The sequence below is a fragment of the Actinomadura terrae genome (assembly GCF_022751215.1).
GTDB lineage: Bacteria > Actinomycetota > Actinomycetes > Streptosporangiales > Streptosporangiaceae > Spirillospora > Spirillospora terrae.
Window position 1 is genome coordinate 342,113 of the sequence record NZ_JAICDG010000006.1, and the last position, 14,034, is coordinate 356,146.

Sequence of the window (14,034 nt, forward strand, 5' to 3'; positions counted from 1 at the left end):
TCGATCCAGGTGGTCCGCACCCCGCCGCCCCCGCGCCGGACCGCGATCGGTCATGATGCGGGAATGGACCTGCGTGTTGCGCTGATCGGCTACGGCACCGGCGGCTCGGTGTTCCACGCCCCGCTGATCTCCTCGGTGCCGGGCATGCGGCTGGCCGCGGTGGTCACGGCGAACCCGGAGCGGCAGCGGGCCGTCCGGGACCGCTACCCCGGCGCCAAGGTCCTCGCGGGCGCCGACCGGCTGTGGGAGGTCTCCGGCGCCTACGACCTGGTCGTGGTGGCGGCGCCGAACCGGCAGCACGTCCCGCTGGCGCGGACGGCGCTGACCTCGGGCGTCGCCGTCGTGCTGGACAAGCCGATCGCGGCGACCGCCGCCGACGCCCGCTCGCTCGCCGCGCTCAGCGCCGTCCGCGGCCTGCCGGTGATCCCGTTCCACAACCGCCGCTGGGACGGCGACTACCGCACCCTGTACCGGCTGGCCGCGTCCGGCGCGCTCGGCGACGTCCTGCGGTTCGAGTCGCGCTTCGAGCGCTGGCGTCCGGAGGTGCGCGAGGGCTGGAAGGAGAGCGGCGACCCCCGCGACGCGGGCGGCGTGCTGTACGACCTCGGCCCGCACCTGATCGACCAGGCGGTCACGCTGTTCGGCCGCCCGGAGCGGGTCTACGCCGAGATCGACGCGCGCCGCCGGGGCGCCGCCGTGCCCGACGACGTGTTCGTGGCCCTCACGCACCGGGGCGGGGTCCGCTCCCACCTGTGGATCAGCGCGACCGCCGCCGACCTCGGCCCGCGCTTCCGCGTCCTCGGGAGCCGCGCGTCCTACACGGTCGGTGGCATGGACGGCCAGGAGGCCGCGCTCCGCGCCGGACGCACGCCCCTCGACCCGGGCTACGGCGTCACGCCGCCCCCGTCCTACGGGCGGCTCGGCACCCCCGGCGAGGACCGCCCCGAACCCACCGAACCGGGCGCCTACCAGGACTTCTACGCCGCCGTGGCCCGCACCCTGCGCGGCGAGGCGCCCCCACCGGTCACACTCGCGGACGCGATCACCGGCCTGGAGATCATCGAAGCGGCCCACCGCTCCGCCCACGACGGCACGACGATCGACCTCTGACCGGCAGGGCTCGGCCACCGGAGCAGGGCGCGCACCACCAGGAAGCGGCCGGATCACCTGAAGGCGGCACTCGTTTCGAGGGCGCGGCCGCACCACGGCCAAGCCACAGCATGGGCCAGCGGGCGGACGCGTCAGAGGACGGAGACGTGGACGTGGTCGAAGTGGTTCGCGGTGATGCCGCCGCGGTCCTCCATCTGGCGCCAGCCGCCGCTGCCGCGCATGTCGTAGATGCGCTGCCGCCAGATGACGTACTTGATGCCGAGCCGGGACGCGTTGCTGATGACGTACTGGGCGACCTGGTCGCCGTGGGCCTGCGCGGAGGCGCTCGGCATCTTGCCGCCGGTGCTCTCCATGAAATCGCAGGCGCGGCCGGAGCCGTGGTCCTGCGGGTCGCCGGGGCGGGCGCAGCCGATGGTGGGGAAGGGCCCGAACCTGCCGTCGATCGCGAGGAGCGCGGTCCGCATGCGGGCCGTCATGGAGTTGCCGACGATGGGCGACTTGGCGCCGCTGGCGCCGTCGGGGCGTCCGCCGCCGGTGGGCGCCTTGGTCTTGGTCGCCTCGGGCTTGTACTTGGCGAGCAGCTTCTTGACGCGGGCGCGCTGGCCCTCCAGGTCCTCGATCTCGCGGCGGACCTCGTCGAGCTTCGACGTCGCGGTGCTGCGCGACTGGGTCGCCTTGGCGCTCAGCGCCTCCAGGTTCTGGACGCGGCGGCCGTTGTTGCGGCTGATGTGCTCGATGACGCTGGCGTCGTGGATGGCGCCGGACGGCTCGTTGGCGGTGACGATCGAGGTCACGTCGAGGCGGCCGGTCATGTAGCTGGTGGAGGCCAGCCTCGCGACGTCGGCGCGGGCGGTCTCGTAGTCCCGCCCGGCGCGCGCGGCGTCCGCGCCCGCGCGCTCGGCGGCCTTCTTCGCCTGCTCCAGCGAGACGAGTTCGCCGCGGTATTCCTTCGACAGCTTCTCGGCGCGCTTCTGGAGCTTCGCGTACTCCTTCTTCAGGTCCTTCTTCGGCGCCTCCGGGGCGCGCGCGGCGGACCCGGGGCCGGGCGGCAGCGCCGCCGACACCCCCACGGCGAGGACGAGCGCCGTGAGGCGCCGCGCCGCCCTGCGGCGCCCGGAGGGGGGCTCCGGCCTTCCGCGCGTGGTGCTGCCGGGGGGATCGAGGGCCGCCACAGATCTCTCCTAGATAACAAACCTCAAGATTGGCGGCACGCTACCACAATCACCCATTTCACCTCATAAGCTTCAAAAAACACACAGAGTCACGCGAACGTCACGCGCCTCGGGGGCCGGGCCGCCCGATGGACGTCCCGGCCCCTCCCCCGTCGCGCCGGACGGTCACCCCCCGACGAGCTCCTCCCAGCGCGGCACGCGCGGCTCCCACAGCAGCCGGAGCCCGGCCTCGGCGGGCGTCCGGTTCGCCTTGCGGTTGTTGCACCTGCCGCAGGCCAGCACCGTGTTCTCCCAGGTGTCCCCGCCGCCGCGCGACTGCGGGTGCACATGGTCGATGGTGTTGCCGCGCTTGCCGCAGTAGCCGCAGCGACCCAGGTCGCGCAGGTACACCCCGCGCTTGCTCCACGGCGGGCGCCTGCCGTGCCGCCAGCGCATCGCGACGTACCTGACCAGCCTCAGGACCCGCGGCACGGGAAAACGGCCGATGGTCCGGCCCTCCTCCGCCTCCTCGACGACGGCCACCTCGCGCACCAGCATGCGGATGGCGTGCCGCAGGTCCACCTTCTGTAAGGGCTCGTACGACGCGTTCAGGACGAGCACGTTCACCGGGTCACCTCCAAGCCCGCGCGTGCCGCTCCTCCACCAGGATTCGAACCTGGATATCCGCATTAACAGTGCGGCGTTCTGCCGTTGAACTACGAAGGAATGGTCCGGCAATTCTCTGCCTTCCGGGCATTTCCCGGAAGCCCCCATCAGAGTGCCGATCCACCCCCGGAAGCAGCAACGCATTTTCGATCATCCCCTGGGGGGCGGGGTCAGGGGTCGGGGTCGGCGCGGACCAGTTTCGGCATCGCCTCGGCGGCGGGGCCGGCCCACCAGGCGGTGGGGTCGGCGCCGGGCGGGAGGGCCTTGAGGGCCTTCTCGCAGCCGGGGCACATGCTCGCCGTCCAGTCGAGCGTGACGGGTAAGGCGCCGTCAGCGGACGACCGCGTCCCCCAGAAGCGCATGACGTCGTCGGCGTCGACCAACCGGTCGGCGGCGGTGTGGCGGACGGGGTCAGGACCGGCCGCAGCCGCCCATTCGGTGTGCTCGGCCAGCAGCTGCCAGGCCAGACCGCGCACGAGGTTGGCCGCCGTGAGCATGCTCGCGTAGGGCACGCGCTCGGCCGCGGCCTCGGGCAGGCCGAAGCGGTGCAGCCCGGCCGTCTCGACCCGCAGGGACGGGCCGCCGTCGTCGGAGGCGATGAAGACCGACACCCAGTCGTCTCCCGGGACGAACCGCTCCGGTTCGGTGGGCGGGCCCTCGTCGCCGGGCAGCACCCGGGACGAGTCGAGGTCGGCGACGGTCCCGCCCGTGGCCGCCGCCAGGGTGCGGGCGAGGAGGCGGGTCGCCTGCGCGTGCCGGGGCTGGGCGGCGGGGGCGGCGACCGACGTGACCGCAAGGTGCCGGGCGGCGCCCACCAGGTCCGGCGTGCCGCCGAGGGCGCGCAGCCGCTCCCGGTACGTGCCGGGTGGTGTGGGCTCGATGGTCAGGGCCGGGGTGCCGATGAGCTCGGCGGCGACCCGGCCCAGATCGCCGCCCACGGCGTCCGCCAGGTAGTCGGGGCCCGGGACGGTCCGCGCGTCGGTGGCGACCAGGAACCGCGTGGTCACCGTCTCGGGAAGGTGCAGGATGAGCCGCTCGCCCACGGGGCCGCCTCCGGATGCTCGGGCGCGTCCCCTCCGGATCGCGCTCCGAGACCAACCCTCGCCGCCGCCGCGGCCCCCGCCTACTGGAACGCCGTTCTGTGGAAAACCCCCGCGTCAGGGCAGGGCGCTCACGGCGGCCTGGTACTCGCGGGACTCGCGCTCGACGCGGAAGCCCAGCTCCTCGTTGACCGCGAGCATGGGGGTGTTGTCGCCGACGTTGTCGGTCTCGATCTCGCGGACGTCGGGCCGCTCCTCGGCGAGCCAGCGGAGCATCGCGGCCTTGACCCAGATGCCGAGGCGGCGGCCGCGGTGCTCGGGGGCGACGGCCGTGTCGTACTGCGCGGCGCGGCCCGCGGCGTCGAGGGGCACGACGACCTCGGTGAATCCGGCGATCGCGGCGCCGTCCAGGGCGGCGACGGTGTAGAGGTCGTCGCCGCGCTTGGCGACCAGCTCGGCCATCTCGCGGACGCGGTCGGCGTCCCACGGGGTGCCCTCGTACTCGGCGAGGTCGGCCATGGCGGTCTTGGCCCGCGCGAGGGCGGAGGCGTGCTCGTCGGGGACGACACCGCGCCAGCGGACGAGCCGGTACCCGGCCGGGCCTTCGGCGAGCAGCCGCGCGACGTGCCCGGGCGGTAGGCCGTCCAGGTCGAGCAGCATGCCCCGCAGGGTCAGGACGCACTCGAAACCGTGCGACTCCAGGAACGGGACGGCGGGGGTTCCGGCGAGCACCTGGGCGATCACGCTGGTCCGGTCGTCGGCGCGCAGGCCGTCCGCGGCGACGGCCATCAGGCGGCGGCCGAGGCCGCGCCGCCGGTGCTCGGGGCGGACGCGGATGTCGATCTCGGCGGGGCGGACGGTCCCCGCCTCGCCGGGCAGCCGGAGCTCGGCGACCGCGGCCAGCCCCGCCCCCTCCTCCTCGACGCCCCACAGCCGCTGCCGGGACATGAGGCCGCCGAGCAGGCGCTCGGCGGTCTGCTCGGGCTGCGGCGCCGGGTCGCCCGGGGAGTCGGCTGCGTGGACGGCCGCGAGCACGTCGTGCCACTGCCGGATCCGCGCGTCCGTCGGATCATCGAGCGCGATGACGTCCATCCGACTTTTGTACCGGATCCCGGGGCGCCGCGACCGTGACCCGGCACAACCGGGGGTTTCGGACGACGGTAACCCCGGTCAGCAGCCCCGCGAGAACGCCTCCAGGATGCGCTCGGCGGCCAGCGCCGGCGGCAGCGTGCCGTCGGCGACGCGGCGTTCCAGGTCGGGGGCCAGTTCCCGGACGGACGGATGCGCGCGCAGGTCCGCCAGGAGCCGCTCGCGGACCATCGCCCACGTCCACCCGACCTGCTGGCGGCGGCGCCGCTCCTCCAGCTCGCCGGACTCGCGGAGCCGGTCCTGGTGCTCGACGAGCCGGTTCCACACCTCCTCCAAGCCCGTTCCGTCCTTGGCGCTGCACGTCAGGACCGGGGTGTCGCGGCGCTCGTCGCTGCGGAGCAGGCGCAGGGCGCCCGACAGCTCCCGGGCGGCCCGCCTGGCCTCCAGCTTGTGCTCGCCGTCGGCCTTGTTCACGGCGATGACGTCGGCCAGCTCCAGCACGCCCTTCTTGATGCCCTGGAGCTGGTCGCCGGTGCGGGCGAGGGTGAGGAACAGGAACGAGTCGACCATCTCGGCGACGGTCGTCTCGGACTGCCCGACGCCGACCGTCTCGACCAGGACGACGTCGTACCCGGCGGCCTCCATGACGACCATCGCCTCGCGGGTGGCCCGGGCGACGCCGCCGAGGGTCCCGGCGGTCGGCGAGGGGCGGATGAAGGCGTTCGGGTCGGCCGAGAGGCGCTGCATGCGGGTCTTGTCGCCGAGGATGCTGCCGCCCGACCGGGTGGAGGACGGGTCGACGGCGAGCACCGCGACCCGGTGCCCCTCGGCGGTGAGGGCGGTGCCGAGGGCGTCGATGAACGTGGACTTGCCGACGCCGGGGACGCCCGTGATCCCGACCCGGCGGGCTCCTCCGGCGCGCGGGGCCAGCTCGGCGAGCAGCCGCTGCGCCAGCTCCCGGTCGGCCGGACGGCTGGACTCCACGAGCGTGATCGCCCGCGCGATCCACGCCCGCGACCCGTCCCGCACGCCGGCGGCGTAGTCCTCCAGCCCCGGTCTCACCGGGACGCGTGCCCGAGCCTCGCGGCCAGCTCCTCCAGCAGGCCGGTCGCCGCGTCCGCCAGCACGGTCCCGGGCGGGAAGATCGCCGAGGCGCCCGCGGTGCGCAGCTCGTCGAAGTCCTGCGGGGGGATGACGCCGCCGACGACGATCACGATGTCGTCGCGGCCGAGCGCCGCCAGCTCCTCGCGCAGCGCGGGGACGAGCGTGAGGTGCCCCGCCGCGAGGGAGTTGACGCCGACGATGTGCACGTCGGCCTCGACGGCCTGCCGGGCGACCTCGCCGGGGGTCTGGAACAGCGGGCCCACGTCCACGTCGAAGCCGAGGTCGGCGAACCCGGTCGCGATGACCTTCTGGCCGCGGTCGTGGCCGTCCTGGCCCATCTTGGCGACGAGGATGCGGGGGCGGCGCCCCTCGGCCTCCTCGAACGCGGCGGCCGCGGCGCGGGCCCGCTCGATGTCGCTCGCCCCGCCCGCCTCGTCCCGGTACACACCGGAGATCGTACGGATCTGCGCGGCGTGCCGCCCGTACGCCCGCTCCAGCGCGTCGGAGATCTCCCCGACGGTGGCCTTGGCGCGGGCGGCGTCGATGGCGAGGGCGAGCAGGTTCTGCTCCAGGCCGGGCGCGCGGGTGCCGTCGGCGGCGGCCTCGGCGGCGCGGGTCAGGGCCGCCAGCGCCGCCTCGGCCGCCGCCCCGTCGCGCTCCTCGCGCAGCCGCCGGAGCTTGTCGATCTGCTGTGCGCGGACGGCGGCGTTGTCGACCTTGAGGACCTCGATGTGCTGCTCGACGTCGGGACGGTACTTGTTGACGCCGACGACGGGCTGGCGGCCGGAGTCGATGCGCGCCTGGGTGCGGGCGGCGGCCTCCTCGATGCGCAGCTTCGGCAGCCCCTCGTCGATGGCGCGGGCCATCCCCCCGGCCCGCTCGACCTCGCTGATATGGCCCCAGGCGCGACGGGCGAGGTCGTAGGTGAGGCGCTCGACGTAGGCGCTGCCGCCCCACGGGTCGATGGCGCGGGTCGTCCCGGACTCCTGCTGGAGGAGCAGTTGCGTGTTGCGGGCGATGCGGGCGGAGAAGTCGGTGGGCAGCGCGAGCGCCTCGTCCAGCGCGTTGGTGTGCAGCGACTGGGTGTGCCCCTGGGTGGCGGCCATGGCCTCGACGCAGGTGCGGGCGACGTTGTTGAAGGCGTCCTGCGCGGTGAGCGACCAGCCGGAGGTCTGGCAGTGCGTCCGCAGCGACAGCGACTTGGGGTTGGTCGGGTCGAAGCCCTTCACCAGCCGCGCCCACAGCAGCCGGGCGGCGCGGAGCTTGGCGACCTCCATGAAGAAGTTCATCCCGATCGCCCAGAAGAACGACAGGCGCGGCGCGAACGCGTCGATGTCCAGGCCCGCGTCGCGTCCGGCGCGGATGTACTCGACGCCGTCGGCGAGGGTGTAGGCCAGCTCCAGGTCGGCGGTGGCCCCGGCCTCCTGGATGTGGTAGCCGGAGATCGAGATCGAGTTGTACTTCGGCATCCGCCGCGAGGTGAACGCGAAGATGTCGGAGATGATCCGCATCGACGGCGCCGGGGGGTAGATGTAGGTGTTGCGGACCATGAACTCCTTGAGGATGTCGTTCTGGATGGTCCCGGCGAGGGCCTCCGGCGCGACGCCCTGCTCCTCCGCTGCCGCGATGTAGAGGGCGAGGACGGGCAGGACGGCCCCGTTCATGGTCATCGACACGCTCATCCGGTCCAGCGGAATGCCGTCGAAGAGCTGCCGCATGTCGTAGATCGAGTCGATCGCGACCCCGGCCATGCCGACGTCGCCCGCCACGCGCGGGTGGTCGGAGTCGTAGCCGCGGTGGGTGGCGAGGTCGAACGCGACCGACAGGCCCTTCTGCCCGGCGGCGAGGTTGCGCCGGTAGAAGGCGTTGGACTCCTCGGCGGTGGAGAACCCCGCGTACTGGCGGATCGTCCACGGCTGGGTGGCGTACATGGCCGGGTAGGGGCCGCGCAGGTAGGGGGCGATGCCCGGGAGGGTGTCGAGGAAGTCGACGCCCGCGAGGTCGTCGGCGGTGTAGAGGGGCTGGACGCCGATGCCCTCGGGCGTCTCCCAGGCCAGGGCGGCGGGGTCACGGCCGGTGGCCTCCGCGACGGCCCCGCGCCAGCGCTCGGCGGCCGCGTCGGCGGGCGGCGGGGCCCCGAGGTCGATGTCGGCGAAGTCGGGGATCATCGCTTCACTCCCAGATCGTGGAGGGTGGTCTCCAGCGCCTCGACCGCGTCGCAGCCCGCGAACACGGTGGCGTCGACCCCCTCGTAGGTTCCCTTACCCGCGAGCCAGACCTTCACCGCACCGCCGTCCCGCAGGACGCGGGCGGCCTCGGCGGCCTCCTCCGCGTAGACGCGGTCGCTGGAGCACAGGCACGCCACGGTCGCGCCGGACGCCGCGAACTCGCCGGGGGCGCCGGTCACCGTCTCGATCCCGCCCGCCTGGAAGAGGTTGGCGGCGAAGGACGCGCGCGCCGTGTGGACGGCGACGGGCCCGAGCACCGCGAGGAAGACGCGGGGGCGCGTCCCGGTCGCCTCGGCGTGGGCGTCGGAGCGGTCCCGGAGGGCCTCGAAGTCCTGCGCGTAGGTGACGACGGGCAGCCCGCCCCCCGGACGCGGTGGCGCCGGTTCCCGCTCCGGCAGCGTCTCGGCGAGGTTCGGGAACTCGCTGACGCCGGTGAGCGGGGCCTCGCGGCGGGCGATGGCGGCGCGGCGGCGCGCCCACGTCGCGGCGAGCCGGTCCGCGATCAGGCCCGATTCCAGGGCGGCGGCGAAGCCCCCGGCCCGCTCGATCTCGGTGAACCACGCCCAGGCGGCCCGGGCCGTGTCCTCGGTGAGGCGCTCCACGTACCAGGAGCCGCCCGCCGGGTCGGCCACGCGGTCGAGGCTCGCCTCCTCCAGCAGCAGCGTGTGGGTGTTGCGGGCGATGCGGCGGGCGAAGTCGTCGGGGAGGCCGAGCCGGGCGTCGAAGGGGCGGACGGTGACCGCGTCGGCGCCGCCGGTCCCCGCCGCGAACGCCGCGACGGTGGTGCGCAGCATGTTCACCCACGGGTCCCGGCGCGTCATCATCGCCGCCGAGGTCACCGCGTGCACGCGCGCCGCCGCGCCCTCGGACGCGCCGCTCACCTCGGCGACCCGCGCCCACAGCCGGCGCAGCGCGCGGATCTTGGCGATCGAGGAGAACTGGTCGGCGTTCACCGCGAGCCGGAACTCGATCTGCCCGAAGGCCGCGTCCACGCCGAGCCCGGAGCCGGTGAGGGCGCGCAGGTAGGCGACCCCGGCGGCGACCGCCACGCCCAGCTCGTCGGCGTCGCCGCCGCCCGCGTCGTGGTGGACGGTGCCGTCCACGGTGATCGCCCGCAGCCGCGGGAAGTCGCGGACGCACCGCGCGGCCAGCTCCGCCGCCTCGTCCAGGGAGCCCGCGGAGCCGGTGCGCGCCTGGAGCCCGAGCGGATCGGCGCCGAGGTTGCCCGCTACCGTTGGCCCGTTCCCGCCCTCGGCGGCCAGCGCGAAGAACGCCTCGGCGGCCTCGCGGGTCTGGTCCGCCGCGTCCAGGACGACGGGCGCCAGGTCCAGCAGGACGCCGCGCAGCGCCTCGGACAGCGCGGCGGGGGCGAGCCCCGCGCCGCCGACCTCCAGCCAGACGGACGTGACGCCGTTCTCCAGGTCGGCGAGGACCGCCTCCCGGACGGCCGCCGGATCCGGGCCCGCGTGCCGCTGCCGGACGTCCCATCCCGCGAGCCCCTCGCCGCCCGCCCGCACCTGGCGGACGTAGGGCACGAGCCCCGGGCGTCCCGACGGGGCGTCGGCACGGGTGGAGAGCGCCGGGACCGGCACCCCGTCGTAGGACCGGTGGGCCAGCAGGCCCTCGATCTCCTCCAGGGGGGTGTCGTCGGTCGCCGCGCCGGACTTGCGCAGCACCCCCCGCACCATCTCCCGCCACCGGTCGCGCTCGGCCGGGGGGAAGGCGGCGGCCAGTTCCAGATCCTCAGGCGGCACCGTCATGTCCTGGATCGTAGGCGAGCCGCCGGAACCGCGCCGAGCGCGGGTACGGCACCCCGCCGGGCCCTGTGGGGCGGGGCGTTGCTAGAGTGCCGCTCACAGCCCCGCCGGAACCGTGAAGAGGGAAGACGAACGCATGTCGAGTGGCAGCCACGCCGGACGCCCGAAGTCCTGGATCGCCGTGGCCATCATCTTCGCCGGCTTCGCCGTCGGCGGCCTGGGCATCGTCATGGGCCCGAACTGGGCCGTGTTCGGCGCCGGCGCCGCGGTCGCCGTGCTCGGCGGGATCCTCGCGTTCGCCGTCGACATCATGACCGACGTCGTCGTCGACGACCCCCGCCAGTAGCGCTGATCGGCCAGTAGCGATGTTCGGTCGGCCCCCGTTCGAGGAGCGGCTCGCCGCGCGGGCGCGCGAGCGGGGGCCGCTCAAGCCCGGCACCGTCTTCCCCCACGCCCCGGCCAAGATGCTCTTCTTCTTCGGTTTCGGCGTCGTGGTCGTCACCCACCTCATCGCCCTGTCGATGTACTTCTTCACCTGAGCCGTTCGCCACGGGACGCCACCTTCGGCGGGCGTTTTTCGTCAACTGACGCGGCAGTCCCGACGGGTGCTTTCCCGGCGAAGGTCACGTACGGTCGAGGGCGACATGCGCGCGTCTCCCCGACCCCGAGGTGGTGGGATGGCCCTGCGAATCGGCATCGAGGAGGAGTACTTCGTCGTCGATCCCGGATCGCGCGAGGTCGTCCCCCGGGCCGCCGCCGTGGTCCGCGGAGCCCGGCCGGCGCTGGGCGAGCGGGTCTCCACGGAGCTGGTCGACTTCCTCGCCGAGGCCAAGACGTCCCCCTGCGACGACCTCGCCAAGCTGGAGGAGCAGATCAGGTCGATGCGGGCCGCGATGGCCGGGGCCGCCGCGGCCGAGGGCGTGCGGCTCGCCGCGTCCGGGACGCCGGTGCTCGGCGACCTCGTCCCCGCGCCCATCACGGCGGGCGCCCGGTACGCCGAGAGCCTCGCGACCTACCGGGGCTTGGACGACGAGCAGTGCATCTGCTCGTGCCACGTCCACGTCGAGATGCCCGACCGGGAGCGCGCCGTCCAGGTCAGCAACCACCTGCGGCCCTGGCTGCCGACGCTGGTGGCGCTCGCGGCCAACTCGCCGTACTGGGCGGGCCGCGACACCGGCCACGCCTGCTGGCGGGTGATGACGTGGGCGCGCTGGCCGGTGGCGGGGCCGCCGCCGTTCTTCGAGTCCCACGGCCACTACGAGGAGCTCGTCGGGACGCTGCTCGGCTGCGGCGCGCTGATGGACACCGGGACGATCTTCTGGGACGTCCGGCCGTCCGCGCGGCTGCCGACGCTGGAGATCCGGCTGGCCGACGTCGCCCCGACCGCCGCCGACGCGACCGTGTTCGCCGCGCTCACCCGGGCGCTGGTCCAGGTGTCGGCCGAGGCGGCGGAGGCGGGCGAGCGGGCGCCCGCCGCGCCCCAGGAGATGCTGCGCGCGGCGTACTGGCTGGCGGCGCGCGACGGCCTGGCCGGGACGGGCCTGGACGTGCTCACCGGCCGTCCCGCGGCGTTCCGGCGGCTGGCCGCGGACCTGCTGGCGCACGTCCGGCCCGCGCTGCGAGGCACCGGCGACCTCGACCGGGTGACGGCGGGCGTGCGGCGGCTGATCACCGGCGGGACGGGCGCCGAGCGGCAGCGCGCCGCCTACCGCAGGCGGGGCCGCCTCACCGACGTCGTGGACTCCTGCCTGCTGCGCGAGGACACCGCCGTCCCCGCCTGAGCGGCACCGTCTCCCGGCCCGAGCGATACGCCGAACCGGCGGGCGGAGGGCCGCCGGGCGGAGGGCGCGTGCGCTTGACGTCGCACACCGCGTACGCTCAACAGGATGCAGGCGGCAGCGGTACGAATGGAGTAATGGCACGATGAGGGTCCCGTGCGCGCACCCGGGCGCCCCACCCGGGGACCCCTTCGCGCACCCCGCGCTCTTCTACCGGGGCGACGAGGAGTACCTCGCGGGCACCGTGCCGTTCATCCGCGCCGGCCACGACGCGGGCGAGCCGGTCGCCGTCGCGGTGCCGGGGCCGCGGCTGGAGGCGCTGCGCGCCGCGCTCGGCGCGTCCGCCGACCGGGTCTCGTGGCTGGACATGTCCGAGGCGGGCCGCAACCCCGGCCGGATCATCCCGGGCGTCCTGCGGGAGTTCGCCGACCGGCACGCCGCGCGGCGCGTCCGGATCATCGGGGAGCCGATCTGGGCCGGCCGCTCCGACACCGAGTATCCGGCGTGCGCCCAGCACGAGGCCCTGATCAACCTGGCGTTCGAGGGGCGGAACGTCGCGATCCTGTGCCCCTACGACGTCGCCGCGCTCTCCCCGGTCGTGATCGCCGACGCCCACGCCACCCATCCGGTCGTCATCGACCGCGACGGCGAGCGCGCGAGCGGCGACTACGCGCCGCACCGGGTGATCGCCGCCTACAACCTGCCGCTGCCCGAGCCGCCGCTGGCGTACCGGATGGACTTCGACCTGGACGGGCTGCTCCGCGTCCGCGACTTCGCGTGCGGGTGGGCGGCGCGGCTCGGCCTCGCGCCCCGCGCCGTGGACGACCTGGAGATCGCCGTGAACGAGCTGGCGTCGAACTCCTGCCTGCACGGCGGCGGGTCGGGGACGGTGCGGGTCTGGGCCGAGGACGGCAGCGTCGTGTGCGAGGTCCGGGACGCCGGGACGATCACCGACCCGCTCGCGGGACGCCGTCCGGCGAACATGAGCCCCCATGGCGGGCGCGGGATCCTGCTGGTGAACCATCTCGCCGATCTCGTCCGGGTGCACACCGGTCCGGCCGGGACCGCGATCCGGGTGTACATGCGGCTGTGACCTCGTCCGGCGCGGGGCCCCGGCCCGGATCCGCCGGTCGCGCCGGTCGCCGGGCCGCCGTGAGCCGCACGGCCGCCACCACGAGGACGCAGCCCGCGATCTGCGCCGGCGAGGGCCGCTCGCCGAGCACCGCGGCCCCGAACACGACGGCGAGGACCGGTTGCAGCAGCAGGAGCGTCCCGCCGGTCTCGGCGCGGAGCCGGGTCAGCCCGGCGCCGATCAGCATCCAGCCGCACACCTGGCCCGTCATCGCCAGCGCGGCGAGCCAGCCGAGCGCCGCCCAGCCGGGGGCGAGGTCGACGCCCTGCCAGGGGAGCCCGAGCGCGGCGGACGCGGCGCCCGCGCCGACCGTCGCCAGCAGCACGGGCGTCGCCCGGTGCTCCTGCCCGCGCCCCGCGAACCGGGTCAGGAACAGGTAGCCCGCGTAGGTGATCCCGGCGGTCGTCCCGTACAGGACGCCCGGCACGGCTCCGGCGGCCTGCGGCCCGGTGTCGGCGAGCCCGCCCGCCAGCGCGACGCCGCCGAGCATGATCGGGACCGCCGCCGCGAACGCGCGCGTGGGGCGCTCCCCGTGCACGGCCAGCGCGAGCAGCGGCACCACCACGACCTGGACGTTCACCAGGACGGTCGCGACGCCCGCGCCGACCTCCCCGATGGAGGCGCCCCACAGCACGAGGTCGCCCCCGAGCAGCAGACCGGCCGCCACGTCCACGCCCCAGCGGCGGCGAGGCCCGCGGCGGCGCCGCTCCCGCAGGGCGAGCGGGGCCAGCACCGGCAGCGCGAGCGCGCACCGGAAGAGCGCCGCCGTCCCGGCCGAGACGCCGGACAGCGCGACGAGTATGGCCGACACCGAAATGAACGCGGCGCCGCTGACCAGGAGGAGTCGGGGGTCGATGGTTCGCACGCGTTCCACGCTGCCGCCGACCGACCGGTTAGCACAAGCGAATGTTCTTCAACATAAATCGGTAGTATCACTACCGTGAGGACGATGTCGGGAGCGGCGGCGGGGAGGAGGCGG

The 14,034-nt window shown here is 74.9% G+C and carries 12 protein-coding genes, 1 tRNA gene and 1 pseudogene; 5 read left to right on the plus strand and 9 right to left on the minus strand.

From position 1 onward, the window contains the following. Window positions 1-63 precede the first annotated feature (63 nt). Entirely contained in the window at window positions 64-1,110 is a 1,047-nt protein-coding gene (locus tag K2F47_RS33520; RefSeq protein WP_242910111.1) for a Gfo/Idh/MocA family oxidoreductase, read from the plus strand. Window positions 1,111-1,241: 131 nt separating this feature from the next. Here K2F47_RS33520 and K2F47_RS33525 read toward each other — a convergent pair whose 3' ends face one another. The 8 genes from K2F47_RS33525 to K2F47_RS33560 form a co-directional block, all read right to left on the minus strand. Beyond that, a complete protein-coding gene (locus K2F47_RS33525; protein ID WP_242910112.1) occupies window positions 1,242-2,282 on the minus strand; it encodes a coiled-coil domain-containing protein in 1,041 nt (346 codons plus the stop codon). A gap of 165 nt (window positions 2,283-2,447) precedes the next feature. Next, on the minus strand, window positions 2,448-2,888 hold the full coding sequence (locus tag K2F47_RS33530) for an HNH endonuclease (RefSeq protein ID WP_242910113.1): 441 nt from the start codon (window positions 2,886-2,888) through the stop codon (window positions 2,448-2,450). Between the two features lie 28 nt (window positions 2,889-2,916). Beyond that, a tRNA-Asn gene (locus K2F47_RS33535) sits at window positions 2,917-2,987 on the minus strand. 110 nt (window positions 2,988-3,097) lie between these two features. Beyond that, on the minus strand, window positions 3,098-3,970 hold the full coding sequence (locus tag K2F47_RS33540; RefSeq protein WP_242910114.1) for a hypothetical protein: 873 nt from the start codon (window positions 3,968-3,970) through the stop codon (window positions 3,098-3,100). A 114-nt stretch (window positions 3,971-4,084) separates the two neighbouring features. Then, window positions 4,085-5,059 carry a GNAT family N-acetyltransferase gene (locus K2F47_RS33545; protein ID WP_242910115.1) on the minus strand — a complete coding sequence of 325 codons (975 nt, stop codon included), beginning with the start codon at window positions 5,057-5,059 and terminating at the stop codon, window positions 4,085-4,087. A 78-nt stretch (window positions 5,060-5,137) separates the two neighbouring features. After that, a complete protein-coding gene (gene meaB, locus K2F47_RS33550) occupies window positions 5,138-6,118 on the minus strand; it encodes a methylmalonyl Co-A mutase-associated GTPase MeaB (RefSeq protein ID WP_242910116.1) in 981 nt (326 codons plus the stop codon). Continuing rightward, entirely contained in the window at window positions 6,115-8,328 is a 2,214-nt protein-coding gene (gene scpA / locus K2F47_RS33555; protein ID WP_242910117.1) for a methylmalonyl-CoA mutase, read from the minus strand. Before scpA ends, meaB begins: the two co-directional genes overlap by 4 nt. Further along, window positions 8,325-10,148, minus strand: coding sequence for a methylmalonyl-CoA mutase subunit beta (locus K2F47_RS33560; protein ID WP_242910118.1), 1,824 nt, complete (start codon window positions 10,146-10,148; stop codon window positions 8,325-8,327). Before K2F47_RS33560 ends, scpA begins: the two co-directional genes overlap by 4 nt. Before the next feature lie 133 nt (window positions 10,149-10,281). On the opposite strand from K2F47_RS33560, the gene K2F47_RS33565 reads away from it, so the two are divergent. From K2F47_RS33565 to K2F47_RS33580, 4 genes are all read left to right on the plus strand, one after another. Beyond that, entirely contained in the window at window positions 10,282-10,491 is a 210-nt protein-coding gene (locus K2F47_RS33565) for an HGxxPAAW family protein (RefSeq protein WP_242910119.1), read from the plus strand. Window positions 10,492-10,510: 19 nt separating this feature from the next. Continuing rightward, complete coding sequence (locus K2F47_RS33570; protein ID WP_242910120.1) at window positions 10,511-10,684, plus strand: hypothetical protein; 174 nt, start codon at window positions 10,511-10,513, stop codon at window positions 10,682-10,684. Between the two features lie 138 nt (window positions 10,685-10,822). Then, a complete protein-coding gene (locus K2F47_RS33575) occupies window positions 10,823-11,926 on the plus strand; it encodes a carboxylate-amine ligase (RefSeq protein WP_242910121.1) in 1,104 nt (367 codons plus the stop codon). 142 nt (window positions 11,927-12,068) lie between these two features. Beyond that, window positions 12,069-13,016 (plus strand): anti-sigma factor RsbA family regulatory protein, encoded by a 948-nt coding sequence (locus K2F47_RS33580; protein ID WP_242910122.1) that lies wholly within the window; start codon window positions 12,069-12,071, stop codon window positions 13,014-13,016. Window positions 13,017-13,086: 70 nt separating this feature from the next. On the opposite strand, the pseudogene K2F47_RS33585 reads toward K2F47_RS33580, so the two are convergent. Further along, window positions 13,087-13,929, minus strand: a pseudogene (locus K2F47_RS33585) (DMT family transporter); the annotation flags it as partial. Between the last annotated feature and the right edge of the window lie 105 nt (window positions 13,930-14,034).